The organism is Corynebacterium sp. LaCa_205 (assembly GCF_057458085.1).
Map to the genome: position 1 here is coordinate 1743964 of NZ_CP190931.1, position 25096 is coordinate 1769059.

At 54.1% G+C, this 25096-nt stretch carries 18 protein-coding genes and 1 tRNA gene; 17 read left to right on the forward strand and 2 right to left on the reverse strand.

What is annotated here, in order from left to right; genetic code table 11:
• Positions 1-131 precede the first annotated feature (131 nt).
• The 13 genes from ACP8J1_RS08405 to ACP8J1_RS08465 all read left to right on the forward strand — a co-directional run bounded on the left by ACP8J1_RS08405 (position 132) and on the right by ACP8J1_RS08465 (position 11398).
• Positions 132-204, forward strand: a tRNA-Asn gene (locus ACP8J1_RS08405).
• A gap of 309 nt (positions 205-513) precedes the next feature.
• Positions 514-978, forward strand: a complete 465-nt coding sequence (locus ACP8J1_RS08410; RefSeq protein ID WP_023021091.1) for a phage terminase small subunit — start codon at positions 514-516, stop codon at positions 976-978.
• A 4-nt stretch (positions 979-982) separates the two neighbouring features.
• Positions 983-2599 carry a hypothetical protein gene (locus tag ACP8J1_RS08415; protein ID WP_023021090.1) on the forward strand — a complete coding sequence of 539 codons (1617 nt, stop codon included), beginning with the start codon at positions 983-985 and terminating at the stop codon, positions 2597-2599.
• Positions 2596-4071 (forward strand): phage portal protein, encoded by a 1476-nt coding sequence (locus ACP8J1_RS08420; protein ID WP_023021089.1) that lies wholly within the window; start codon positions 2596-2598, stop codon positions 4069-4071. The genes ACP8J1_RS08415 and ACP8J1_RS08420 overlap by 4 nt, the downstream gene beginning before the upstream one ends.
• Entirely contained in the window at positions 4072-4797 is a 726-nt protein-coding gene (locus ACP8J1_RS08425) for a VG15 protein (RefSeq protein ID WP_023021088.1), read from the forward strand.
• A 92-nt stretch (positions 4798-4889) separates the two neighbouring features.
• Positions 4890-5426 (forward strand): hypothetical protein, encoded by a 537-nt coding sequence (locus tag ACP8J1_RS08430; RefSeq protein WP_023021087.1) that lies wholly within the window; start codon positions 4890-4892, stop codon positions 5424-5426.
• 30 nt (positions 5427-5456) lie between these two features.
• On the forward strand, positions 5457-5882 hold the full coding sequence (locus ACP8J1_RS08435; protein ID WP_023021086.1) for a hypothetical protein: 426 nt from the start codon (positions 5457-5459) through the stop codon (positions 5880-5882).
• A 2-nt stretch (positions 5883-5884) separates the two neighbouring features.
• Complete coding sequence (locus tag ACP8J1_RS08440) at positions 5885-6943, forward strand: major capsid protein (RefSeq protein ID WP_023021085.1); 1059 nt, start codon at positions 5885-5887, stop codon at positions 6941-6943.
• Between the two features lie 511 nt (positions 6944-7454).
• Complete coding sequence (locus ACP8J1_RS08445; protein WP_156900703.1) at positions 7455-7988, forward strand: hypothetical protein; 534 nt, start codon at positions 7455-7457, stop codon at positions 7986-7988.
• Positions 7989-8369, forward strand: a complete 381-nt coding sequence (locus tag ACP8J1_RS08450) for a hypothetical protein (RefSeq protein WP_034655458.1) — start codon at positions 7989-7991, stop codon at positions 8367-8369.
• Positions 8370-8447: 78 nt separating this feature from the next.
• Positions 8448-9440 (forward strand): phage tail tube protein, encoded by a 993-nt coding sequence (locus tag ACP8J1_RS08455; protein ID WP_023021081.1) that lies wholly within the window; start codon positions 8448-8450, stop codon positions 9438-9440.
• A 51-nt stretch (positions 9441-9491) separates the two neighbouring features.
• Positions 9492-10121, forward strand: a complete 630-nt coding sequence (locus ACP8J1_RS08460) for a hypothetical protein (RefSeq protein WP_023021080.1) — start codon at positions 9492-9494, stop codon at positions 10119-10121.
• Complete coding sequence (locus tag ACP8J1_RS08465) at positions 10121-11398, forward strand: hypothetical protein (RefSeq protein ID WP_023021079.1); 1278 nt, start codon at positions 10121-10123, stop codon at positions 11396-11398. Before ACP8J1_RS08460 ends, ACP8J1_RS08465 begins: the two co-directional genes overlap by 1 nt.
• Positions 11399-11448: 50 nt before the next feature.
• On the opposite strand, the gene ACP8J1_RS08470 is transcribed toward ACP8J1_RS08465, so the two are convergent.
• Positions 11449-14298 carry a DNA methyltransferase gene (locus ACP8J1_RS08470; protein WP_023027885.1) on the reverse strand — a complete coding sequence of 950 codons (2850 nt, stop codon included), beginning with the start codon at positions 14296-14298 and terminating at the stop codon, positions 11449-11451.
• 23 nt (positions 14299-14321) lie between these two features.
• Complete coding sequence (locus ACP8J1_RS08475; RefSeq protein WP_023021077.1) at positions 14322-15239, reverse strand: adenine-specific methyltransferase EcoRI family protein; 918 nt, start codon at positions 15237-15239, stop codon at positions 14322-14324.
• A 244-nt stretch (positions 15240-15483) separates the two neighbouring features.
• On the opposite strand from ACP8J1_RS08475, the gene ACP8J1_RS08480 reads away from it, so the two are divergent.
• The 4 genes from ACP8J1_RS08480 to ACP8J1_RS08495 all read left to right on the forward strand — a co-directional run bounded on the left by ACP8J1_RS08480 (position 15484) and on the right by ACP8J1_RS08495 (position 25087).
• Entirely contained in the window at positions 15484-20508 is a 5025-nt protein-coding gene (locus ACP8J1_RS08480) for a hypothetical protein (protein WP_156900704.1), read from the forward strand.
• Positions 20509-20632: 124 nt separating this feature from the next.
• On the forward strand, positions 20633-20926 hold the full coding sequence (locus ACP8J1_RS08485; protein ID WP_023021075.1) for a hypothetical protein: 294 nt from the start codon (positions 20633-20635) through the stop codon (positions 20924-20926).
• Positions 20927-20981: 55 nt separating this feature from the next.
• Complete coding sequence (locus ACP8J1_RS08490; RefSeq protein WP_023021074.1) at positions 20982-21347, forward strand: hypothetical protein; 366 nt, start codon at positions 20982-20984, stop codon at positions 21345-21347.
• Between the two features lie 53 nt (positions 21348-21400).
• The gene (locus ACP8J1_RS08495; RefSeq protein ID WP_198010459.1) at positions 21401-25087 is read left to right on the forward strand and encodes a tape measure protein; all 3687 of its coding nucleotides are present in this window, start codon (positions 21401-21403) and stop codon (positions 25085-25087) included.
• Positions 25088-25096: the final 9 nt, after the last annotated feature.

The window sequence follows — 25096 nt, forward strand, 5'->3', positions numbered from 1 at the left end:
GAACCTAACCGCCTCCGCAGGCTCCTGTTTATTAGCTTCTTACAGGCGATTTGTACCTAACCCTTCATTCCCTATATAGTTAATTCTCGTTGCACAGAGAACAGCAAGTTCGATGTACAGCATACGCATAATCCTCCATAGCTCAGTTGGCAGAGCATTCGACTGTTAATCGAAGGGTCACTGGTTCGAGCCCAGTTGGAGGAGCGGTGTATCCACCCCCTCTTACCAGCATAAATGCTGGTAAGAGGGGGTTTCTTATTTTTTGGCTTCCAGTAGTTTCCAGTCGTTTCCAGTCGTTTCCAGTGGCTTATGTCGTCAAAATGTCGTCACGTTTTCGCCCCAAAACACGCCGTCAAAACCACTTACACCAGCACCTTCCCCTACGCATAAAAATGACTCCGAGCCGAAATCGACCCGGAGTCATCTCCCCCGAACGGCAGCTGCCACCAAGAAGTATAGCACACTATAATAGAACTAGACATCTAAAAACAGCCGAACAATTTGGGGGAAGTAATGGCAGGACGCGGTCCCGCACCAAAGAATCCAAAATCCCGTGCGAGAAGAAACCAACAAAACATCGAACAACGAGAAATCGTTGTCACCTTCGTACCGCAGCCTAAACTCACCGACATCTACGGCCCCACCAACCCGGCCACAGACGAGCCCTGGACAAACCAAACTCTCCGCTTCTGGGACACCTTGTCTGAATTCCCACCATTGAAGACTCAAGGCCTCCAAGAAACTCAGTGGCTCGACTTAGCACGCACCATGATTCTCGACGATGCCTACAACCGCGGCGACACCAAACTCGGCCCAGAACGTCGCCTACAACTCGCCCAATACGGCATCACACCAGACAGCCTCGCTCGCCACCGCATCACCATGGCAACCGCAGACGAAGCTGAAGACAAGCGCCGCGCTTCCCGCGCCGCAGCAGACGTACGCGGACGCTACCGCAGCCTGAAGGCGGTGGACTAACCCTATGCCTTTTAAGCCCCGAGAACCTGGAGAATTCCCCTCGCTCGGCTGGGAGTGCCTGGCATGGATAGAAGAAAACCTCGCCCAGCCAGACTGCGCCGAATACCAACCCCTGGTACTTACACCTGAACAAGCTCGCTTTATTCTGCACTACTACAGACTCGACCCTGAGACCGGACAACGTGTCTATACACGCGGCATTCTCTCCCGCCCTAAAGGCTGGGGTAAGTCGCCAATCATGGGCGCTATTGGCGCCCTCGAAGCACTAGGCCCAGTGTGCTTCGGCGGGTGGGACGCATCAGGGCAGCCTGTGGGAGTTCCATGGTCTGAATTCACCACACCGAAAGTACAGTTTGCCGCGGTCAACGAGGACCAATCCAAGAATGCCTATGGACCACTGCTAGAGATGCTGCGAGACGGACCAGCTATGCGAAATTATGACATTGACCCTATGGAGACGTTTGTCGCTCTTCCTAAAGGCCGCATAGAATTCATTACCGCGGGCGCATTGTCAAAAGAAGGCGGCAGGCCTGTGTGGTTTTCCGCCGACCAGACCGAGGCGTGGACTCAGAGTAACGGTGGCGTGAAGCTAGCTGCAGTGCTACGCCGCAACACAGGCAAGCTAGGTGGCCATTCTATCGAGACTCCTAACGCCTATAGGCCCGGCAGTGGCTCAGTTGCTGAGGAAACCTTTAAAGCTCTCGAGCTGCAGCAGCAGGGGCGGCTTAAGCGAGAAACGATTCTGGTAGACCACCGAGAAGCCCCTGAGGATACGGACTTAGCTGACCATGATTCCCTTTACCGCGGGCTGGTTCATGCTTATGGCGATTCCGCTAGAGACAATGGCGGCTGGGTTGATATTGAGCGCATCATTACCGAGATTTGGGACCCGTCGACTGACCCTTCTGATGCGCGACAGTTTTACCTTAATCAGATTGTCTCTTCGTCCGATTCTTTCCTCTCCCACCTCGAGGTAGATGCGATTGAGGATAGGGATAAGGCTATACGGCCAGGAGATAAGATAGTGCTGGGCTTTGACGGCTCAAGAGGCCGTGTGCGTGGTAATGCGGATGCGACCGCGCTAATTGGCATGCGCGTAACAGATGGACATTTATTCGAAGTTGCGGTGTGGCAGTCGAAGAACCCACGAGACCCGGACTGGGAGCCAGATACGCGGCAGGTAGATGCAGTCGTGCGTGATTGTTTCTCTCGTTATCGTGTCGTCGGCATGTACTGTGACCCATCCGGCTGGACTGAGCATGTTTCAGCGTGGGAAGCAGAATTCGCCCCGAAGCTAAAGGTTAAGGCCACCTCGTCGCATCCGTTGATGGCGTGGCCGCGGGGTAAAAGCGCCGCGGTGTATCAATCATTAAGTGAGTTTCGGCAGGCGGTGGTCAACCGGGATATTACCTACGATGGCGGCCCGTATTTGCGCGCTCATCTTCTGAATGCCAAACGTAGGGAAACGCGGACCGGATATTTGCTTTATAAGTCGTCACCGGAGTCTGCTGATAAAATTGACGCAGCGTATGCAGCAGTCATGGCCTATAAGTGCTACTTGGATGCTGTGTCTCGAGGGGTGTCAAAGCCGAAGAAGAAGAGGGGGTCATTCGTTTTATGATTCGGGGGCTAACGCAAAATGAAGAAGACATTCTAGGTGTATTAACGACTGAGGTCACAGGACACCAGCAGGGTAATAAGCAGCTGGCGTCATACTATGATGGAACGCATCGTGTGCAGCGCATTGGCGTGGCTGTGCCTCGTACATTGTCGGATATTGGGGTTGTTTCCGGATGGCCGGCAACCGTGGTGGATACCTACGGTGATTTGCTACGCATGGATGGGTTTATCTCACCGGACTATGGCGAGGAGATGCGTCTGGTGACTCGTCGTTTTAATGTTCCGCTCCGCGTGTCGGAAGCTATTTTGGACATGTTGATTTTTGGGCTGGGTCTACTAGCTATAGAGCCCGACCCACACGGCGTATTCCGCCTGCGGTCAGTATCGCCCTTATCTGGCTCACTGCTGTGGGATGACGCCACAAACGGGCCAGTAGCCGGGTACCGCCGCTCTGGGGTTAATTCCGACGGCGTGTATCGCGAGGTACTCTACCTGCAGGGCGAAGTCATCGTTATTTCCAAAGACTCAACCGACATGGGCACGGTGCGCTCAGTGGAGCGATTCGACGTTCCTGGAGGCGGGTTCCCGATGTTCCGCCTGCGCAATCGCCTGCGCACTTCGCATTGGTCTGGACAATCAGAAATAACACCAGCCGTGCGGTATCTTACCGACGCTGCCGCCCGTACTTTGGAAAACATGGAGTACAATTCCGAGTTTTATGCTTCTCCTCAACGCTGGGCCACCGGCGCCTCACCTGAGGATTTCGGCTACGACCCGGAAGGCATGACGGAGTTCGACCGCGTTGAAATGGGCTGGCGTACCTCTATCGGCAAGATGCTTGTCATCAATGGCGAGGAGGACGACCCCAAGCAGCCCAGCGTCGGACAATTCGCGTCGTCTCCTCCTACTCCATTTATCGAGCAGGTACGTGCCTATTCTCAGCTGATTGCTTCTGAGTCAAAGATTCCTGCACAGTATTTTGGTTTCATGACGGAGAACCCACCCTCGGGCGATTCGATTCGCGTGTGGAAAGAGCAACTGATTCGCGCATCTGAAATTAAGACGGAGTTAATGAATCCAGACCTGCTGGAGATGGCTCGCGTACTCGTGCAGATTTCCGACTTCGACCAGGACGTCGACATTGAGGGCCTCGTCGACGGGCTCGAGGTGGATTGGCGTGACCCGGCTACTGCGTCCAAGGCGGCTGATGCTGATTGGGCTCTAAAGCTACTGACTTCTGGAGTACTCGCACCTGATTCCGAAGTACTGCTGAAGAACCTGCACTTTTCAGCCGCCGACCGACTCCAAATCGAGCAAGAAAACCGCAGCAAACGACTCTCCCAGCTGGCACAGGTACTCCAAGCCTCGACATCACAAGACCAAGAAAATACCGAAACTCCACCCCAAAACTCCGACCAGGTGGCACCGTCACCGCGTGAAAACGCCAGCGACGACGCCAGGGAGGCTCGCTAAATGAACGCGGTAGACCCACAACGGCCTTGGTCCTCGATTACACCCGTCGTCGACTCTATCGCCCGCCAGGCTATTGCGGACCTCAATTCACGCGCCCTCGTGATACCGGACTTGACGGCGGACCCTTACCGACAAAAAGAGTTGTTACGGCAAATGGTGCGCGAAACCATTGACTCCTACGGCACCGCCGTCTCCGACGCCACGATGGCGTGGTTAGAAGAACAGGAAGACTACATGGGGATGCGGCCGGTGGAGTGGAAGCCTCGTCGGGTGGATTCTCACCAGGTTGAGGCGCGTATGGCGCATGATTTCGCACCGCTGTTTTTCGAGGAGCAGGGTTATAATCGGACGTTAAATTCGATGGGGTTTATCGTCGCCGATGAGTTGTATTCCCGTCAGCGGAAGAATGCAGAGCATACGGCCTGGAAGGGTGGGGGTTCGTGGGCTCGTGTTGCGCATCCTGGGGCGTGTGCGTTTTGCACCCTTTTGGCCTCGCGCGGGTTTGATTACACGTCCCGGTCTGCTGCTGGTGGTGGTTATTCCGGTGCTCACTTTCATGACCATTGCCGGTGCCTTGTGATATGCCGTAAGCGCGGCCATGTTGAGCTTCCAGAATCGACGATTAGAGCGCAAAAGATTTATAAGAAAGCTCACGATGAAGTCGGTAGTACGGAGCCGGATGTTTTGTTGCGGGCGATGCGTCAGGTGGGTGACCTGAGTAAATGAACGTGTGTGCTATTATTTTGGGTGGTTACGGTTTGTATCCGGAAGGGATGAATGAGGCCGTAGTCCACAAACTGAACATTTAGGGGGACGCTGTGTCGCACGAGGACGCAAACGCTGAAAATTCCGAAAAGGAAACCACCATCCAGGATTCCGCAACCAACGCCGCAAAGGCGGAAACCGAAACCGCATCAACTGACTACCGTAAAAAGTACGAAGACATGCGGGCCCACTCTCGCACGTGGGAAAACCGGGCGGAAAAATCGTTAGCGCAAGTTGAGCAACTTACCGCAGATAAAGAGGAACTCGAGTCCACGATTAAAGACCTACAATCCGAGCTTTCAACAGCACATAGCCAAGTTGAAGATGCTCAGCATAATCGTGATTTGATTATCCACATTGCGGCACTCGGCGGCGACGTAGAGCAATTATTCGACTCGAAAAGCTTCTGCGCAGCCGTCGATAAGCTCGACGCTGACGATGACGATTACGAATCCACGCTTAAAGACCTCATCGGCAAGCACTCCCCCGCCGCCCCTTCACCGTCGCGGCTTACCTGGGAATCTCCGAATCAGGGCATTTCTCGGGGTGAGGAGCTGTGGCAGCGGCGCCAACAGCGCCAGGGGGCGTAGTCCACATTCATCACATCATCGGGGGATATTATGCACTTTCGGCCAGAATTTGACCATTACTCTCCCAGCGACCTGTCGTGGCTGGGCTCTCGCCACGCAGTAGACAACGCCGAAACCGGCACGCTGGGCGAAAAGACTACCCATATTCGCACGTCCGTCCTGCCCTCTGGCACCGCCTTGCACCGCGAAGGCGACTACTGGGTACCAGTGACGTCAAAGACGCAGTCCGTGGACGGGTTTCTGCTGACGGACCAGGACAACAATCCAGGCGAGGTTGTGCCGATTGTCTGGCATGGCCGTGTTCGCGTTGACCGTCTTCCGGATTCCAACAACCGCGTGAACATCGCAGATTGCGACCATGCAGAGTTCACATTCGTGCACGAACCGCACGGTTCCTTGTGGAATGAAGATGGTTCCACCAACTTCGATGCCATCGGCGACGTACGGGAGGATTAATTATGGGTTCTACGCACATTTGGAACGAGGTCCTCTCGCCTGAGGACCTGACTATCTACGCAAACCACTACCTGAACGACCTGCAGACCGCCGGCGGCTCCCTGTCAGCTTACTTCCCCGACCAGATCATCAACGACATGTTCTTTAGCTGGATGACCGAGCAGGACACCAGCCGCCTGGCAGAGGTGCGCTCTGCAGACGCTGAGACGCCGATTGGTTCTATGGGCGGCGGTCATAAGGCCATGATGCAGATGCCTCTGATTGGTCAGAAGGTCCGCATCAACGAGATGGACCAGCTGCGTAGCTTCCGCCAGGGTGATTCTCGCTTCCAGGAAGATGACATGACCAAGGCCACCGAGACGGTTGTGCGCGCAGTTGCTAACCGTGTCGAGGTCGCCCGCGGTGACGTTCTCACTACTGGCCGTGTGCGCTATTCGGAGAACGGCGCCATCGTTGACGCCGGCATTGGCCGCGATGAAGAATTTGAGGTCACCCCGAAGAAGCACTGGGATGACCAAGACTCCGGAGCCTTAGAAGACATCATTTCATGGGCTATGGACTATGAGGATGCCAACGGTACTAAGCCGGGCACCATTATTGCTTCTCCAAAGGTTATCCAGAAGCTGCAGACGAATAAGCAGTTCCGCGATGCGGCCAACACTACGGGCGAATTGGCGCGCGTATCGTCTGGCGCTATCAACGCCGTGCTGCAGGACCAAGGCCTTCCGGGGATTACGTCGTATTCTCGTTCGGTGCGTGATGGTAAGGCTGCTCGCCGCATTCTCGATGAGAATACGTTGTACTTCCTTCCGCCGGAGACTCAGTCTGGTCTTTTGGGCTATACCGTGTGGGGCCAGACGGTGGAGATGCATTCGCCGGAGTACAACCTGTCTGGTGCAGGCCAGATTGCGGTCGGCGCGTGGCGTGAAAACGACCCGATGGCCTATTGGGTGCGCGCTAACTGTGCTGTGCAGCCCATTTTGACGAATCCGAATATGGCCATGGTGGCCCACGTGGTTAAGCCGGGGCCGTCGAAGAAGACTGGCCGCGGCGCTAAGTAGTTCAGTTACTCTTTGGGGGTTCATGTGGACGCGTACTGCACGATTGACGACGTTACTGACCGTTTAACCATTGAGCCGGATAAGGACGATAAACGTCTTATTGTGGCGATGGTGGAAGAGGCGACTGTCGCTGTTGATGCTTACTTGGGTAAGCACTTTGATAGGTCAGTTCCGGCGGCGGTTCGTGTGGTGTGCGCTCGTGTGGCTGCTCGAGCTGTGTCTCGTGGCTTGTCGTCTGCTCCTGTGGGGGCTGAGTCTCAGTCGTTTACTGCGGGTCCGTTTTCGACGAGTCAGAATTTTGGGTCGAATTCGAATGCCGGCGGTGTTTTTCTAACGGCTGAGGATAAGCGCATGTTGCGTTCGGTTGGGGGTGGTCGTCGTGGCGCGTTCACGGTCTCACTCTACTAAGTCGGGGTATCCGCTTCCTTTCCGCGTGCAGGTTCGCCGGCGTGTGGATTCTAGGGAGGATTCTTTCGGTAATCCGGTAACCAGGTGGGGTAAGCCTCGGACTGTGCGGGTTGCTGGTTGGTCTATTGATCAGTCTGCCGAGCATGGTCCGGATGATAAGGATATTCGTCGTGTGGATTGGGCTGGGGCGTTGTTTGCGATTCCTGGTGATGTATCTGCCGGTGATGTCATCCACTTGGGTGGTGTGGATTTCGTGATTGCCGATGGTGGTCATGATTTCACGCACGGACCGTGGTGGGACCCGGGTTTGGCGGAGTACAAGCTGCGCATTTTGAGGGGGTTGAGCGTGGCTGACAGCTTTAAGTTCAAGATGAATCACCAGTTTTTTAATCGCGTGCTCAAGGAATCATCGGAGACTAAGCATCTGGTTGATAACAAAGCCGAGGAGTTCCGGTCGAAGGTCGGCGAACACTACGTCGTCAAGGAAGCGGAACCTGGTCATCGTAGGTGGCGTGCGCTTATCGTGCCGACTCCGTATGACTGGGAGGCCTACGGTCACGAGAAAAAGCATAATGCTTTGCAAAAGGCCGTAGGTACCTACCCAGTCGCGTCGAAGTCACCGAAGAAGGGGGCTTAAGTGATGCGGCATCCGTCTGCGATTGTTGTTTCTTGTTTGAAACGCTGGTTTCAAGGCTCAGAGTTTGATGGGGTGTATGTGGCAACGAAGGTTCCAGATAAGTTATCTGGGCCGATGGTTCGTGTCGATGCTGCTGCCCCTAGCCGGGAAACGCCGGTGACTGACCGTACTCGGATTATGTTTCAGGCTTACGGCACAGATGATGAGTACTGTGTGGACCTCTTGTCTGCTTGTTTAGAAGGCATGGAGGTCTCCTATCGCGCGGAGGGGGATATTTTGGATTGGGATACTGATACCGACCCGTATATTTTCCCTGACCCAGATAGACCATCTGCAATGCGGTGGCAGGCTGGTGGCACATTGTGGACAGCGTTAAGTTAAGTATTTTTCATGTATAATATGTGGTAACTGCCCTGCTTGGGGTGGTTACTCGGGGTAAAAAAATTTGGGGGAATTCGCATGTCACGTATGCGACAAAATATCGTTGTCGGCGCGCCCGAGGTCAAAAGCGGCGGCGCCGCATGGATTGGCATGGCGGGCATCAACCCGCTACAGACGCCACACTCTGCTTCTGTCAGGGTGGCTGCACTTCCAGCAGTCAACAAGTTCAGCCCGGCTGGCTATATCAGCGAGGACGGACTAACCAAGACTGTCGACCGTGACACGGAGAAAGTCATGGACTGGGATGGCGACACCATGGCAGTGCTGCAGTCCAACCACTCGGTGCAAATCAAGTGCAAGTTCCACGAGATTGTCAATTCTCATGTGGCTACTGCTGTTATGGGCGAAGGCAACTTCCGTTCCCGTCATGATGGACGAGCAGTCCAGATGATTGACAACGCTACGGAGACTCCCTATCGCTCATTCATCTTTGACATTCACGGCGGCGAAGACCTGAAGGGACGCTTGTTCATCCCGAATGGTCGCGTCACTGAGCTCGACGACCAGGTGTTCTCGCGAGGAGAAGTCGTAGGCTTTGATGCCACGATTGAGTGCTTCCCGGATGAAAAGGGAAACAACCTCTACACCTACATTGACCGCCGCAACGTTAAGAAGGATGATGATGACCGCTTCCCAGATGATGGGCTACCGGTTGTATCCCTGGCAGAAATTGAAGATATTGTGCGCAATGCCCTCGATGGTCTGCCAATCTCGCCGGATTTGGTTGCGGGTCTTTTCTACTCGCTCATTGACGGTAAGGGCGGCCTGGACTTGGAGTTCATCGACAAGCTGGCCCGGCACTTAGCGCCGCTCAATGGTGTAGACGATGTGCTACAGCTGTTGTCTGACTTGGTTCAAGGCAAGGACGCCGCCACGCTGATTAAGGACGTGGAAGCACTACCGTTTACTCCGCTGAATCGTCATAACCGGTGGGCTCAGGCCGTTGTTGACCTGCTGACTGGCTCCGGCGGACGTCAAACAATTGATGACCTGACCGGCGGCATCATCTAAACACTCACCTATTCGGGTAATTTTAAACACTACATTTTGGGGGAATATTTCATGGCTGATAAGGATAGCCTACTTTCTCAAATCACTAACTCCATCCGCGACCTGCAGCAGGAAGGCGGAGTGGAAAAGGACACCGCTGATTCTCTTACCGGCATGTTCTCTAATTTCAACGGAATCATTGACAAGATTTCCGAGTCCATTCCGCAGCAGGTCTCCATGCTGGGCCGCACTGTCAAAGACGCGAAGACGCTCGTAGATGACCTCAAGCAGATTCTCGGCGGACCATTGGTATTCCCAGGCACTGGCGTTCCTTCAGCTATCAAGGGCATTGATGACGCACAGACTCGCCTGCACGACTTAGTCTCCGAGCAGTTCGGTGATACTGACATTCTGCCGGAGAAGGCTGCCGAGCGTGTCAAGGAGCTAGCAGACCACGCCAGCAAGGTCGGTTCCGCTATTGACGAGTTTGTCGGCTCTTCCTACGCAAAGAAGCTGTTCGACGGAATCACCCCGGGCGATGGCTTCCCAGAACTAGTCAGCAAGTTCGATGCTCTTCCCGAGGCTGACCGCAAGAAGCTCACGGACTTGGTCACCGGCATTGGTTCCTCCGCCCAGCCAATCGGTTCCACCCTCGTAGGCATTCTTCGCGCATTCAACGAGGACACCAAGGAGGAAAAGTAATGGAATACAAGTACACTGACCGCGATACCTATGGTGAGTTCAACCCCACCCATCTCGTGGACCGCCTCGAGTCGGCCGGCGTTATTCCACACGAAATGGCAGACGCACTCACCCAGGCTTCTAGCGCACTGCTGAACCTGGGTGACGATACTCGCAGTGAAGTGGAAAAGGCTATTTCTACCCTGGTGGATGAAGCTGAAACCGGCCAGGAAGTCCTGGATACCCTCAAGGCGAATATCGATACCGCTATTCATGAGCCGGACCCGCTGAAGAAGGTTGCCGACTTTAAGTCCGCGGCTGATGAGCTCGTTGATGGGCTTGAGGGCCAGCTGAAGGACCTTGGCTTGGAGAAGGTCTCTGACCTTTCTGAGATTCGTTCTGTTGCCCGTGACTTTGCTGAGGCGTTGGATACGCTGAATGCTTCGGCACCGATTGCACAGGTGGTTAAGAAGCTGCCTGGTGGTGCACTGCCTGGCCATGTGTTGGAGGCTTTGGCTGAGCTGCGGCAGGATGAGCTTGATGAGCTGGCGAAGCACTTTGACGCTGTCACTGAGCGTGGCGGCAAGCTTATTGGCGAGTTGGCTTCCTTGGGCGCTGATGAGGCTGTGCACAAGGCTGTGAAGGCTGCTGAGGGGCTATCTCCTTTGCTGGCTGTGGCTTTGGCAGCGGGCTCTGTTGTTGCCCAGGGCGCTGAGGCGGTCAAGGGCATTGTTGATTTGGGTGTGGCCTTAAAGGCTGCTGTGGTCAAGGGCTTGTTTACCGCGGGTAAGGGTCTTTTGGCTGCTCCGGTTATCGCGCAGTTTAAGGCGGCGAAGAAGCTTCCGTTTATTGTTGTCGCACTTCAGATGTTTAATCACCATGAGGTACGTCAGGCGCTGCTGCACGTATTTAACGAGGTGCTTATTAACGCGCTGACAGCGTTTAACACTAAGGCCGTGGTCAAGGCTGTTCGTGCTGCGGTGGACTTCCTTGTTCTGTCTACTCCGATTCGCGTTGCGGTGCGTGGCAATAACCTGTTGAAGATTCTCAATGGGCTGAATATTGGCCGTATCCTCTTCAACGTGTTCTTGCTGTCTCGCGTTCCTCAGTTGGGTCATTTGCCGGTTCGTGGCTTGGGCCTGCGTGGCGTGGAGACTTTGGCGGCTGGTTTGTTCGCTAACTGGCGTGTGCTGAAGACTGTGTTGACTCCGCTGGCGTTGAAGCCGGGCGTTCTTATCGGCGATGTGGTAGCGTTAACCGTGGTCGCGTACCTGGTCGTTGGTGCGTTGACTATTTAGGGAATAATGTCCATGGAGCCAAGGGGCTGAAGGAATCCTCCTTCGGCCCCTTACTTCTTGGTTAACTCGGCGTAGCTAACAAACAGTAGCTCTTGGCGCTGGCGCTCGGTAGTAAGTTTGCGTGGAGCGCCAAAGGCTTTGTCTACTTCTCGGTCAAGCGCGTTGTGAGCCTTAACCAACTCCGGGGACATTGCAAGGGGGTTGTAGTGCTCGGCCAGTGAGCGTTCTGGGTGCAGCGCGCGAGCTTCGAGCACCTTCTTGCCTGCTTTAATAATGCGCTGGCGCGTCTTCTCGTCCAACTCTGGCACAGGGAAAGTGTTCCACGTCAAGGTATTAGCAAAGCGGATTCGCGATTCAAGTCTGCCGCCGATGGTTTTCTGCCATGTGATGAACATCGACGACGACGCTAGCGCAAACATCAGGCCGTCTGGATCTTGAGCATGAAATACCAGGTCAGAAGCAATTACGTTTGATGGATACCTTTGTACGGTGAAATACGAGCGGCGTTCGCTTACTACCTTCGGCAAGCAAAGGTAGTCAGTATCCGGTTGCGACCGCTGGCCGAATAAGTGCGGAGTTTCAGCCATTTTCCGTGTACTTGCCGCTTTACTGTCGGCCCGGAAAGCTTTGACTGCTTCTAGACGCCTTTTCAGCACCGGACTCTGAGCAATGTCTGACGGTGCTACATCTACAAGCCATAGACACCACCGATCTAAGCCGTTCATTAGCTCTCGACTACCCCGGAAAGGACGAACATACTTTGCCGCTACGGGGTCACTCATAACCCCGTTGTATTCGTCTACCTCAACTAGAAGGTTGCCGCCATCTCGCGCCATATTTCCGAAGGTTGCGGGCGATATTTCCGACGAAATAGGATGCCGGGATTTATCGACAAGAACATTAGGGCCGTCAACCAGATAGCCATTAATGGACTGGCCTACTTCCACTGAGACTGGCTCGCCCTTTACATCGGGATAATCCCACAGACGTGGACGTGGTTGACTCTCCTTATCGAAACCAACAATAACGCAGTGAACAGCAGCTTTACCGGGTGCCTCAGAGTCCCAAGCAAACGTGCGGTGAGCGAAACGAATACGCCACCCTGCTTTGAAGATAGGGCCAAACAGCCGTGGCACTTGATCGCCTTGAGTAATTGAATTGGTGGTGACAAACGCAAAACGACCTTCTCGGGACTCAAAGAAGTCCAAGCACTTCGCATGCCAGCCCGTGACGTAGTCCAAGCGTGATATATCCTTAGTGCCCCACAAGTCTCGGAGTTCTTGAGTTTGTTCAGCAGTTCTCGTCGCATGCCCCAAAAACGGTGGGTTGCCGAAGATATAGGTCTTGGTGGCAGAAGCTGGGAGTATGTCTGCCCAATCAAGTTGCAGGGCGTTGCCATGGTGAATGTGTGCGGTAATCTTAATCGGCAACCGCTCAGGAGGCCTACCCACAGCGTTGGCAAGCTCCTTGTTGGCCTGATGGTCTACAAGGAACATGGCAGTCTCAGCAATTTTGGCAGGCCACCAGTTCAACTCGAAGCCGTAGAACTGCCCAATTGATAGCTTCTGCTCCCACTCAATATTTAGCGACATACCAGTCTCACCACGGCGTTGGCGGATAGCGACAATGATGTCTGTTTCAATCCGGCGCAGTTCCCGATAGGCCACTAGGAGAAAGTTTCCTGAGCCGCAGGCTGGGTCGCAAAAGACCAGCTCGGCCAAAGAGTCACGGAAGCGCTCCAACGCGGCCACCGACGTCGACGGAGAAGACACTAGTTTGTCCGCCTCAGCCCGAAGCTCGTCTAGGAAAAGCGGCCCGATGGTCTTCATGATGTTGGTCTTAGACGTGTAGTGCTCACCGTCGCTGCGGCGGGCCTCCTTCGATTTCACCAACTGGAACAACGAACCAAAGACAGAGACGTCGATAGTCGACCAGTCGAAGTCGCAGGCAGCAAGCAGGGCTTTACGCATCTGGTAGTCGAAGTACTCCGAGGCCAACGGCTCAGCAAATAAGGCACCGTTGACGTACGGGAATTTCGCCAACGTTGACGGCAAACGCTTAGGCCGCTTTTCTGGGGCGGTATTGAGCACGGTAAATAGCTCGTTGAGCTGTGGGCCGAGCGTTTCTGGGGTGGTTTCATTGCGCACAAAGTCGGCAAATAGGTGCGGGGTATCCCAGAGTCCTGCGTCGTCGCCGAAGAGAAGGAAGAGGATACGGGTGAGGTAGATAGAGGTGCGCATGACGCGCTCGTCTTCTTCGTCTGGATTGGTGGGAGCGTCATCGCCTACTTCCTCGTCGACGTCGTCGCCGTTCATGGCGCGGAACAGCTCAACCATTAACCGGGAGGCTTCCAGGGACGCCTTTTCTTCTTCCCGGTAGGCGGTGGTTTCATAGTCGGCGAGGAACGCAAGTTCGTCGACGTGCTCGTCAATCTCCGCTAAAGGGAATGTGATGTCCCAGTCTGCGCTATCGCCGACATAGGTGCGGTTCAGGCGGGTTACTCGTAGGGTCTCGAAGTTGGAGCAGATTACGTAGGCCGGCATGTGCGAGTTCGCGATAGTACCGCCCAGCAGGTAATCGAGGGCTTGGGCGTGGGCGTCGTCGAGTGGGACGCCGAGGGACTTGGCCTCACCTATGACTTTGCCGGGCATGAACATGTCGATTTTGCCGGTGCGCCCGGTTGAGGCGCGTTTTGCGCTGCGTTGGTACAGGTACAAATCGCGGGCGTTGACACCGAAACAGTCGAGTAGGTCGCCCCAGAATTGTTGGTCGTGACTCGACTCGGTCGCGAGACGGTTTTCCGCCTTCCACTGCTTAATGTGGGCAAGCCACCGGAGTTTGAATTCGGTGAGGTTGTGGCGAATAGTGGCGCGGTCGAAGGCGGTGGTCGTTGTTGGCATTTTAGTATGTTGATTCTAGAGGGTTAGTTTCGTTCGATAATGATGCGTGGTTCGACGAGTTCTTCGTTTAGGGATAAGGGTTCTCCATCGTGGCCTGTGTTGTAGTCGACTAGGTGGAATTGTTCTGGGCTGTAGTCGGCTAGGAACGTGACTGGTACGCCCATGAGCCCGGTGTAGTCGGAGGGTATGTTGTCAGTGTTGGGGATGTCTAAAGCGTTGAGGTTGTCGTATCTCGGATAGAGAGATTTATTGTGCGCCCAGGTCTTGGTCAGTGGAATGGGTTGGTGGCGTTTAAAGTGGTCAATGTTGGTCAGCCATATGAAGCTTTCTGGAGTAATAATTCGGTTGCCTTTTTGGTTGTACCCTGGGTAAGTTTTCAGGACTTTTATTTTTTCCGGTAATACGAAACCTGAGAAATCGTGGTCGGAATTGTAGCCCAACCATAGTTGGTCATTTTGGAATAGCTTAAATACGTCCTTGCGTTTGATTGAATCAATATGCGATATGAATAGAAAATTTTTCCGAAATATCTCCATATAGTTGAGGTAATCGTGGGCCAGGGAATATGGTGGGTGAGTGACCACAATGTCGGATTGATAAAGAAATTCCAAGCATTCGTCGCTTCGGAAGTCGCCGTTTTTCGTTAACTTCCATTCTGAGCCGTTGTCTCCATCGTAAATGTATAGGCTTCCTTGGCGCCTATAATTGGAAGGTCCTGTTGCAATAAGTTTCTTGAGTCTAAGTTGATGGAAATGGTTTTGAAAGTAGCGGACAAAGCTTGATTCTTTTGAGGATTCAGCGTTGCAGTACACCACTTTTTCTTCGAACACGGAGGTGTAGTGCCTGAGCTCCTTTTCGATGTCGGTTTCTTGGGTAAGTAGGTCATCGTTTCGGGCCAGTCGAGCACGCCTCCATGCACGTAAGTCTTCGGGATTAGTCAATGCTTTCTCCTGTTGTTTCTTGAAACTTTGCTAATGCACAATCTTTCTGATTGCACGAAGTAATCGTTTGGTTAGTGGGACCTTCGCATTTTGGGAGGCTGAGACTCCTTGCGAAGATTATAGGAGCTGTGTGCGAGATGGCGCCTATCGGGCAGAGTAGTAAGAACCGTGTTTTATACTGGTGTAAGTGTTGTGACGCTATTTTGGGGGTTTCATGCGTAATCGGGGGAATCTTGTCCATGGTGTGCCGAATGTTTCGGCCGGTGGTGGTGCGTGGATTGGCCGGCCGGTGTCGAGTCCTTTTGCGGTGCCTTTATCGGCGAGTGAGCCCTTGCGTCGGCTTCCAGGCGTCGGGATGGCCCCTGCGGGTTATGTATCTGCTGATGGTGTGTCTGTCGATGCGTCGGTAGATACTGAGGAGTCTAAATCGTGGTCTGGTTTGTCGATGAGTACTGTCTCCTCACCGGATGGGGTGAGCCTGTCGGTGGCTTTTATGGAGTTGGGGAATTCGGCGGTGATGCGGCTGACTCACCCTGATGGTGGCGTCAAAGAGTTGTTTGATTCTTCGCGTGTGAGGGTTGAGGAGCGACTTGATGGGGCGTTGCCTTATCGTTCGTTGAATTTTGATTTGTTGGCTTCTGATGGGCAGCGTGTGCGTTTGTTTGTCCCGCGTGCGGTGGTGACGTCGATTGATTCGCAGGCGTTTAATCGCAGTGAGTTGGCTGGCAGTGTGGTGACGCTGTCGTGTACGCCGGATGCGAATGGTGTGTGTTTGTACCGTCTGGTGGATAGGAATCCTCAGGAGCCTACCGGGCGCGACGATATAGGGCCGGCTTTTGCGTTCGCTGGCAAGGTACGCGAGTGGGTGGACTATATTACTGGCGATGGCAGGTTGACGAATCTTGGTGCTATCCGGGTGAATGTGTCTACTGCTCTGGATATTATTTCTCGTCTTTCTGAGAGGTCATTGTTGGATGCGGTGGATCAGTTGATTAATCGTGTCGAGCACACGGTTGCGGATATGACTGATTCAGAGTTGCTGCGCATCATTGCGGATTGGGCTCCGCGGGACCTTATTAGCGGCGCTAACTTGGATAACTTTCGCGCGGCTTTTGACCATGCAATGTCGTGGCTGCGCCGGCGGAGTAAGTCGGTGGCGCATGCGCTGAAAAAGATTGCCACACTGTGGTCGAGTGTTGGCGTTGGTGGTCTGGTTGCCGGCTTGGCTAATGGTGATGTGCAGCAGGCTATTGGTGATTTCCTGTCGACGGCGGGGGCGAATTGGCAGGATTGGTTGGATGCCATTCTGCGTGGCGATGTTGACCATCTTGTCGAGAATGCTATTTCGTCGGTGAATTTCCCTGCTTTGGGTGATGCTTTGGCGAATATGGTGTCCTCTGCTGGTTTTTCGCAGTGGGCTGGGCCTATTCGTGCGTGGGCTGGTCGTTTGGGCCAGATGTCTGGCGATGTTGGCAAAATGATTGGTGACGCACTGCGTGGCTTTTTGAATCGTCAGAACATCACGGACGTTAATGAGTTCATTCGTGATGCTATGCGTCGGTGGGATGATATTTCCGGGGATTTCATCAAGCGTATGACCTCGGGGGAGATTCTGTCTAATATTGCTCGTGCGGGTAGTAATCTTTACCGCGCGGCGCAGCAGCTGTGGGGCACGGTAGTTGACATTGTTCGGGATAATTGGGGTGTTTTTAACCCGTCGAATCTTGTGAAGGCGTGGAATGCGTTTATTGGTGCGCTGGACCCGGCTCAGTATGGCGATATTGCGAACAGGTTTTTAACGGACTGGTCGAATCCTCCTGCTCTTGCCAATGACGTGGGCTTGTTGGTTACTGCGGTGGCTAGTGACATTGGCCAGGGCTGGATTGCTGCGTTGAATGCTTTGAATTTGGGTCAGGTGCTTCCACAGCTTACTGGGGCGTGGGATGCGTTTCTTGATGGCGTCAATAAGGCTATTGCACAGCTTTCGACACAGGATTTGATTCTTGTGGGTGCGATGTTGGCGTTGCCGGTGATGGCTTTGGCGGCCGGGGTGGCGTTGACGTTGGTGCTGCTGGTGTTTGGCAAACCATTGCTTGCAGTTCCGGTTGCTTTATCGACCGCGGGACTGTTGTTGGGCATGTTGGTTGTGGCCTTGAAGTTTTTCGGCTTTGGGCTCAGCGGTGTGGTGTTGCCGTGGGCGGCGGACTTGATTGTGATTGCTCTTCTGACTGGGCATCCGCTGGCGGCGTTGTTTATTTTTTGGTCGGTGGTCAATGGTGCGAAGTTCATTATTTTGGACTTCCCGCTAGTTGTTATTGCTGGTGCGTTGCCGGTGACGTTGAAGGCCATCGTGTTGTTTTTGGCTGCTGGGTGGGCGCTATCTCATCTTGCGGTATTAGCCGCGGTTGTGTTGTTCGTAGTGGCGAAGATTCGTGTGCTGATGAGAATTACTCAGCCGTTGCGGACGACGGCGCTGGAAAAAGCTGTTATTGCGGTCGCTATTGCTGTGACTACGTTCGTCATTGTGGCGTTGTTTGCCTCTACTGTTGTGGGGCTGATTATCTTTCTGATGATTCGTAGCTCTACTCTTTCTGGCCGGTCATTGTTGTTGAATTTGGTGCGCACGGTCATTATTGGTGGGGTTTTTGTCCCGTTTGTTGGGATTAGTATCGTCGTGTCGTTGCTGCGGTTGTTGCGGTTCAGGTTGGATACTATTCCTCCGGTTGTTACTGCGGTTGCGGTGTCGTTGCCGATTGTTCAGGTTTTGGTATTTCGGTCTTTGGTGACGGCTCGCTTGGCGGGTAAGCAGCTTCGTGCGGCAGTTAGTGTCATTCGACCATTAGTGCGTTTTGTGCTGGCTGCACTGTTTTTGATGTTTACCACGGTGAGGGCCTTGTTGCCTGTGGCCGGGTCTGGGGTGACGGCGTTTGTTACGGCGATTGTTGCTATTCCGGCGTCGATTATTTTTTATGTGGCTTCTGTGGCGTGGGTGGCGTCGAATGTAGCGGCGTTTCCGTTGCTGAAGAAAGCTGTCGCTCCTGTCATTCTGGCGTTGGGGGCTGTGGTTGCTGTGTCGCTTTTGGCAATGGCTGTAGCGACGCTTTTGCTTCTTCCTGTTTTGGCGCCGCCGGTTGTTTCTGCTGTTGCTGCGGTAGCTGCAGCCTTGGCCACAGTGGGTGCTACTGTGGCGGCGTTTGTCGCCCATCAGCTGTCCTTGCTGGTCACGGGTCTGTTTGGTGCGGGCCAGTTACTTTTACGTGCGGTGACTGCCGGTGTGATGCTTGTCGGCGTTGCGTTTATGGCTACTGGTGTTTTTGCTGCCGTCGGGCCATGGGTTGTCCGGCTAGTGTTTCAAGGTGTGCGGGTAGTGCGCTCTGTAGCTTCTGTAGGTTTTATTCCCCTTTTTGCATCGCCAACGCGGCTTTTATATCCAGTGCGTGCTGTAGACACCACTGTGGTTAGCCTAATCTCTGCAGTAGTACTGATAGTGGCGTTGTTGACGCTTCCTGCACTGTTTTTGCCGTACAGAGGCCTGCTGTATCGCGTATTGATTCCCCTGTCCATGAATGTGTTCTTGCTGAAGTGGAATTTTTACAGCATCAGCGTACAAGTTGTTGCCTGGGGGCTTTTGGTAATCTTTGCTAGCGTGTCCGCAGCAGCATGGGCTGCGTGGGCTGCGGCTGGTGGACCAGCGAATCCGGCAACGAATACCATTTGGCTTGTCGCCGGCGGCGCAGGAAATTTGGGCATCGCCCAGTTGGTAATCATGCTTGTGGGCTATGTGGTGGCTAAGCCTCAACGTGTGCTTCGCCGCCTACTGACTCCTTTTGTCCTTCCGTGGACTTTCTTGGATGCTTTCGGCATTGACACTGTCACTACGTTGGGAGTCGCGCTAGCGCATGTTGTAGCACATACACGAGGAATCATTGGGCGTATTCTCCGCCCTATCCTCCCGCTTATGGTAGGTATTCTCGGGTCGAGTGTTATTGCGGCAGCACGTTGGATGGGGTGGAAGGTTCCTGTCATTGCGGCGCGGTTGCTTACCCCTGCCGCCGTTGTGTTGGGTATTCACCACCGTTTTCTTATCGCCGCGCTTGTTGCTTTGACGTGGATTGGTCAGCGTTTGAAGAGGTGGCCTAAATTTGCGCTCAGCAGCATAGCCACCGTTATATCCGCTGTTATCGTTGCTTTAGTCACGGCCCGTAGTGTGCGCCGCCTACTGCTCGACGCCGCGGTCATCGCCGGGGCATTCCCGTGGATGAAGGCTCAAAGGCTCGAGCGACTCGCATTGGGGTTGATGATTTCTGCTGTAGTTACAGTGTTCGTGGGTGTGCCCTTGCTGCTTGTGTCGTGGAAGTTGGCGAGGCCGTGGAGGATATTAGCCAAGGTGTCACTGTTGACGATTGCGGTGACGTTTTCTGCGGCGGCGTTGACGATTGTGCCAGGTGTTGCCGGTGCCATTATTTTGTTCTTGTCGGTGGCGACGTTTCTGAGCATGGTCGCAACGCACCCTCGAGTACTTCTAGCCCCGTTGGCTGCACTGCTCACGGCGGTGTCAGGGCTTGTTCTAGCTGCCGCTTTGGCCTTTCTTGCCGCTGGTACCCCGGTGCGTGCTGGTAGGCGACTGTTTAGGCGTCTTCGTGTGGCTGGTCTTGTGGCAGCGGCGCCTATCCTTGTGTGGGCCGTGTTGATTTTGTCTGCTGCCCTGTTGATTGTGACAGTTGCAAGCATTTCCCATGCATTTCGGACCGTTGACCTTATATCTTCCATTGCGGTATTTGCCGCGGTGGTGGGGCTTTTGGGTATTGTTTTAGGCTCGCTGGCGCTGACTCTGTTCAACCGTGTAACAGGAGTGGTCATTGCCGGAATCGTGACTGTCACGTTTATTGCGGTAGCTGGGCTGATTATCATGTTGAGCTTAGTGCCGATTTACCTTCGGGTGGTCAATACAATCGCGTTTCCTCTGGCGGGTATCCCGTTGGATATTTTCAACCTGTTAACGCGTCATTCGCCGTTAGGCAGGTTGTTGCGTCTATGGGTGGTTGCTCATTTGGCGGTGCTGGCAGTCGTGTCTTTGGGGCTAGTGGCCGTAGTGATTATCCTCAACATTGCTGGGACGTTAACCGGGTTTGTTGCTGTGTCGGGTATTGCTATCACCATTGTGCTGGCGTACCTGTACGTGTTTATTCCAATTGTCGCTGTACTCATTTTGGCTTACTTCGCAATCGCAGCCGGTTTGGGATGGTTGCTAGCTAGCTTTGGGCCGTAAACAGCCGTACATAAGTGCTGCTATCATGAGGGTGCAAGGATTGCAGTAGTCTCCTTCCAGCAAGGTAGGAGGCTGCGCAAGTCCGCATGTAAAACACGTATTCGATTCGGGGGAATTGTTTCTTATGGCTGCAAAGAAGAACGCCAAGAAAAACACTAAGCCGACCAACGACTGGTTTAACTACACCACCTCTAACGGCGACGACATCACTCTGCCGCCGATTGACTCCATCATCACCGTCGGCGACCGCCGCCGCGCCAAGCGAGACGGCCTTGATGATGAAGACTTCTCCTGGATGATTCTCGAGCGCGCCGCCGACAAGTCTGATGACGGCACACTCGATGTCATCGATAACATGCACATGGACGAGTTCAACACGTTCATGCAGGACTGGAGCGAAGGCGGCGACAAAAGCTAGCCTTGGCGAAATCGTCTCCCTCATCGACGCCGTAGACACCGACACCCGATTCGCTATGGCAGTCGAAAGAGAACTCATCGAAGCCGGCATCAGGTGGAGGTGGATAAACGACGGCACAGACCGTGTCACGTGGAATGATGCCATCGCTTTGATTGCCACCGCTGGCCCAGAGTCGGCACTGGTACGCAATTCGCTTAAAAAAGATTGGGAGTGGAACCTCACCAACCAGCTCTTAGCCCAAATCGCTGACCAGCAGGCGATGAGTGCCTGGGGAGGTAAGGGGCAAAAGCCTAAGCCTATCCCCCGCCCCGGAGTCGACGACAAGAAAACCGAAACTGCTGGTATTCAGGCAGAAGGACTTACGAAACAAGAAATGGACGAATGGCTAGGCGATGACTGGCCTGGCGTTGACGGGGGTTAATCATGGGTGCAAACTTCGACGTTGGTACCGGCTGGGTCAGTATCGTGCCGAAAATGGGAGATTTCTCCCAGGTACGCAAGCAGATTGATAAAGCGGTCGTCAGCCCTTCTGGCTCGTGGGGTGAAAAGCTGGGAAGTAAAATCACCGGCGGGTTGAAGAAGACCATGAAGGCTGGTGCGGTTGCTACTACTGCGGCTGCTGGTGTGAGTGCTGGCAAAGCCTTTAGTGATGGTTTTAACCGTCTTGCTTCGACTGACAAGGCAGAAAAGGCCCTTGAGGGTTTGGGTTACAAGGGCAAAGACATCGACCAGATTATGGGCAATGTCAATAAGTCCATTGAGGGCACCTCCTTCCTCATGGGTGATACCGCCCAGGTTGCCTCCGTCATGCTCAGCTCGGGAATTAAGCCGGGCCAGGACCTCCAGGACACGCTAAGTCGAGTTGCCGACTCTGCCGCCCACTCAGGCGTGTCCATGGGCGAGATGGGGTCAATCTGGTCCAAGGTTGCTGCCCGTGGCCACGTTGATGGTGAAGTTATGGCCCAGTTGATGGACCGAGGAATCGGCCTGCAGCAAAAACTCGCCGACCAGATGGGCGTGACTAAAGAAGAAGTCACCGACATGATTAGCTCGGGCAAGGTCTCATTCGAGGACTTTTCTAACGCCATGAACGACATGTTCGATGGCGCCGCCCAAAAGCAACGCGAAACATTCAAAGGCTCCTTTGACACCATGGCCGCGTTCGCATCCCACGTGACCGCAGCGTTCATCCAGCCTTTCTACGATGGAATGATTCCCGTCTTTAACGCATTGGCGGATGGCTTTGACAACATCACCCCGCAGATTAGTGATTTCGCTGAACAGCTTTCGGACAAAATCGCCCCAATATTTGACTACCTGGCCGATGAAGTCATTCCGAAAATGTTCGACGCGATTTCGAACATTGATTTTAATTCGGTGATGAATTCGTTCACGTCGATGGGGAATTTAGCAGTCCAAGCATGGCCTGCAGTTGAACAACTAGGCAGTTCAGTAGCCCAGCTTCTCAGCGCCATCGCACCTATTCTGCCTTCCATTGTCACTGCCATGGGCTCTATTGCTGTCGGTAGTCTGCCTGCTATTGTCGACCTGTTAAATGCTCTCGCGCCGCTGATTTCTAACGTGGTTGTCCCGGCCATTGAGATGCTCACCGACCAGATGGCCAAGCACCCAGGATTGGCTGCTGCGGCTGCTGGTGGGTTTATGACGTGGGCTAAGGTTATTGCACCTATTACTCGTGGGTTTAAGGCGTTTAAGGCAGGCGGCGACATTATCGCATCATTCGGGCCGAAGTTGGGCCCTGCGATAAAGGGGTTTATGGGGTTCCGTAAGGCTTTGGGCGGAATCATTAAGGTCGGGCGCATCATCTTCACTGGGCTGCGTACCTTGCCTGCACTGTTGGCGGCTATTTTTGACACGAACCCAATTGGCCTTATTGTCACAGCTATTGCCGCCGTCGTTGCAGGCATTACACTCTTTTTGACAAAGACCGAGGTCGGGCATCAAATCTTGTCGAAGATTGGTGACGCGCTCCGCAGCTTCTGGGAATGGATTCAGCCTGTATTTTCGGCTATTGGTGAGTGGTTTTCGAAAGAGTGGGCAGTTATCCAACAGGTAGCGCCCTACATCATCACGGCACTTCTGACACCTATCATGATGCAGTTCATGCTGGTTAAGTCCATAGTGATGGTGGGGTTCGAGGCCATCAAAGCAGGCTGGGAGCTACTCGTAACCGGCATTCAAGCCCTGTGGGAAAACGTACTCAAACCCGCATGGGACGCTGTCGCACAAGCAGTGCACATCCTATGGGAAGCAGCTATCCAACCAATCCTCAACCTGATAAAGCAGCTCTGGGAAGCTGTCGTAAATAGCATCAAGGCCCTCATCGATACGGTACTTATCCCAGCGTGGAACGCGATGAGCCAATTCCTGTCCGCTATCTGGAATAACGCTATTCAGCCAGTATTTAACGGGATTAAAGCCGTGTGGAACATGGTTGTCGACGGTATCAAGGCCATTATTGACAACGTCCTTCTTCCTGCCTGGCAACACATGTCAGACTTCATTAAAGGCATTGTCGATGCACACGTTCGCCCTGCTTTCGACCGCATGAAGCAAGGGGTCGACCAAGTTAAGCAGTGGTTTGAAAAAGCCGCTGATGGAATCAAGTCCGCATGGAACAGTGTCTGGGAAACTATTAAGTCAATTGCCGGCAAAATTGCCAACGTCGCCTACAACAACGGCATTCGCCCCGCATGGAACGCTGTATCCAAGGTAACTGGTGTAGACGAGCTTCCTGAGGTTAGCTTCGCCAGCGGTGGCGTCATGCCCGGCTACACCCCAGGCCGCGACATACACACCTTCTTCTCGCCTACCGGCGGAACGCTCAACCTCTCCGGTGGTGAGGCCATCATGCGCCCAGAATGGACCAGAGCAGTCGGCGGCCCAGCGGCTGTCGCACGTATGAACGCTACAGCACGAGCTGGAAAAGGCACCGGACTTTCCGGCTCCTTCGCTGACGGCGGTGTTATCGGCGCCATCAAATCCACAGCAGGCAAAGCATGGAACGTCACTGACGACGTCATCAACAAAGCTATCGAGCTCGGTGGTGATTTCGCCAACGCAGCAAAGAAACTCTTCGATGGCAAAATCAACGCTGTTAAAGACAAACTCGGCATCAGCAGCGGAACCGACCTAGCCAAATCCGTCGCACCCGCCTACCTCACTAAAGGCGCCGAAAACGCATGGAACTGGCTCAAAGACAAAGTCACCGCCGTAGCCAAGAAAGTCAAAGAACACCTAAGCGTCGGCGGCGACGTCAACAATTACCGCGGACTTGTCACCCGCCTACTGAAAGAAAAAGGCCAACCAACATCCCTCGTCGACAGTGTCCTACGCCGCATGCAACAAGAATCCGGCGGCAACCCGCACGCAATTAATAATTGGGACTCCAACGCCACCAAAGGCACCCCATCCAAGGGACTAATGCAAACCATCGACCCCACATTCCAATCCTACAAAGACCCCGGATTCGACGACATCTGGGACCCGGAGGCCAACATCCGCGCCTCCATGAACTACGCCATGGCTACCTACGGTTCTCTCTCCGCGGCCTACGACCGCGCCGGAGGCTACAAAAAAGGCGGTGTACTACCTGCATTCCTGCGCGACTCCGGTGGTGTACTCCCCAATAACTCTGTTGCAGTCAACACGTCCGGCCAATCAGAATGGGTACTTAACTCCCAACAGATGACTAATTTCGCTGAAGGCATTACTTATGCCGCCAAGCACCTGGACGCCACCGCTAAGACCTTCTCAGAAGGCGTCGAAGCATGGCTTAACGGTCAAGAAGAACGCGTCGGCGCCCCCATCGAATGGGGCTCACAATTCCTCGGCGACGTACTTGCCGACATCACCGACGACCTCGGCTCCCCCTGGGGCATTGACGGGGTCAACGCCCCAGACATTCTTGACAATCAAGGCCGTGTCAAAGTCGCTGTCGCCGGAACAGCCGACGACCCCGGAAAAAACGCCCTCCCACCAGTCGAGGTTCACCTCAACATGAATGGCGACAATATGGAAGTCTCCTCCGACGACGTCCGCCGCGGCGTCAACCAAGCCCTCGACGATTATCAACGTCGAATCGAAGCACTCGAACGCGGAGTCAAAATCAACACCTTCACCACCCCAATGGTCGTCTAGCAGGAGGAG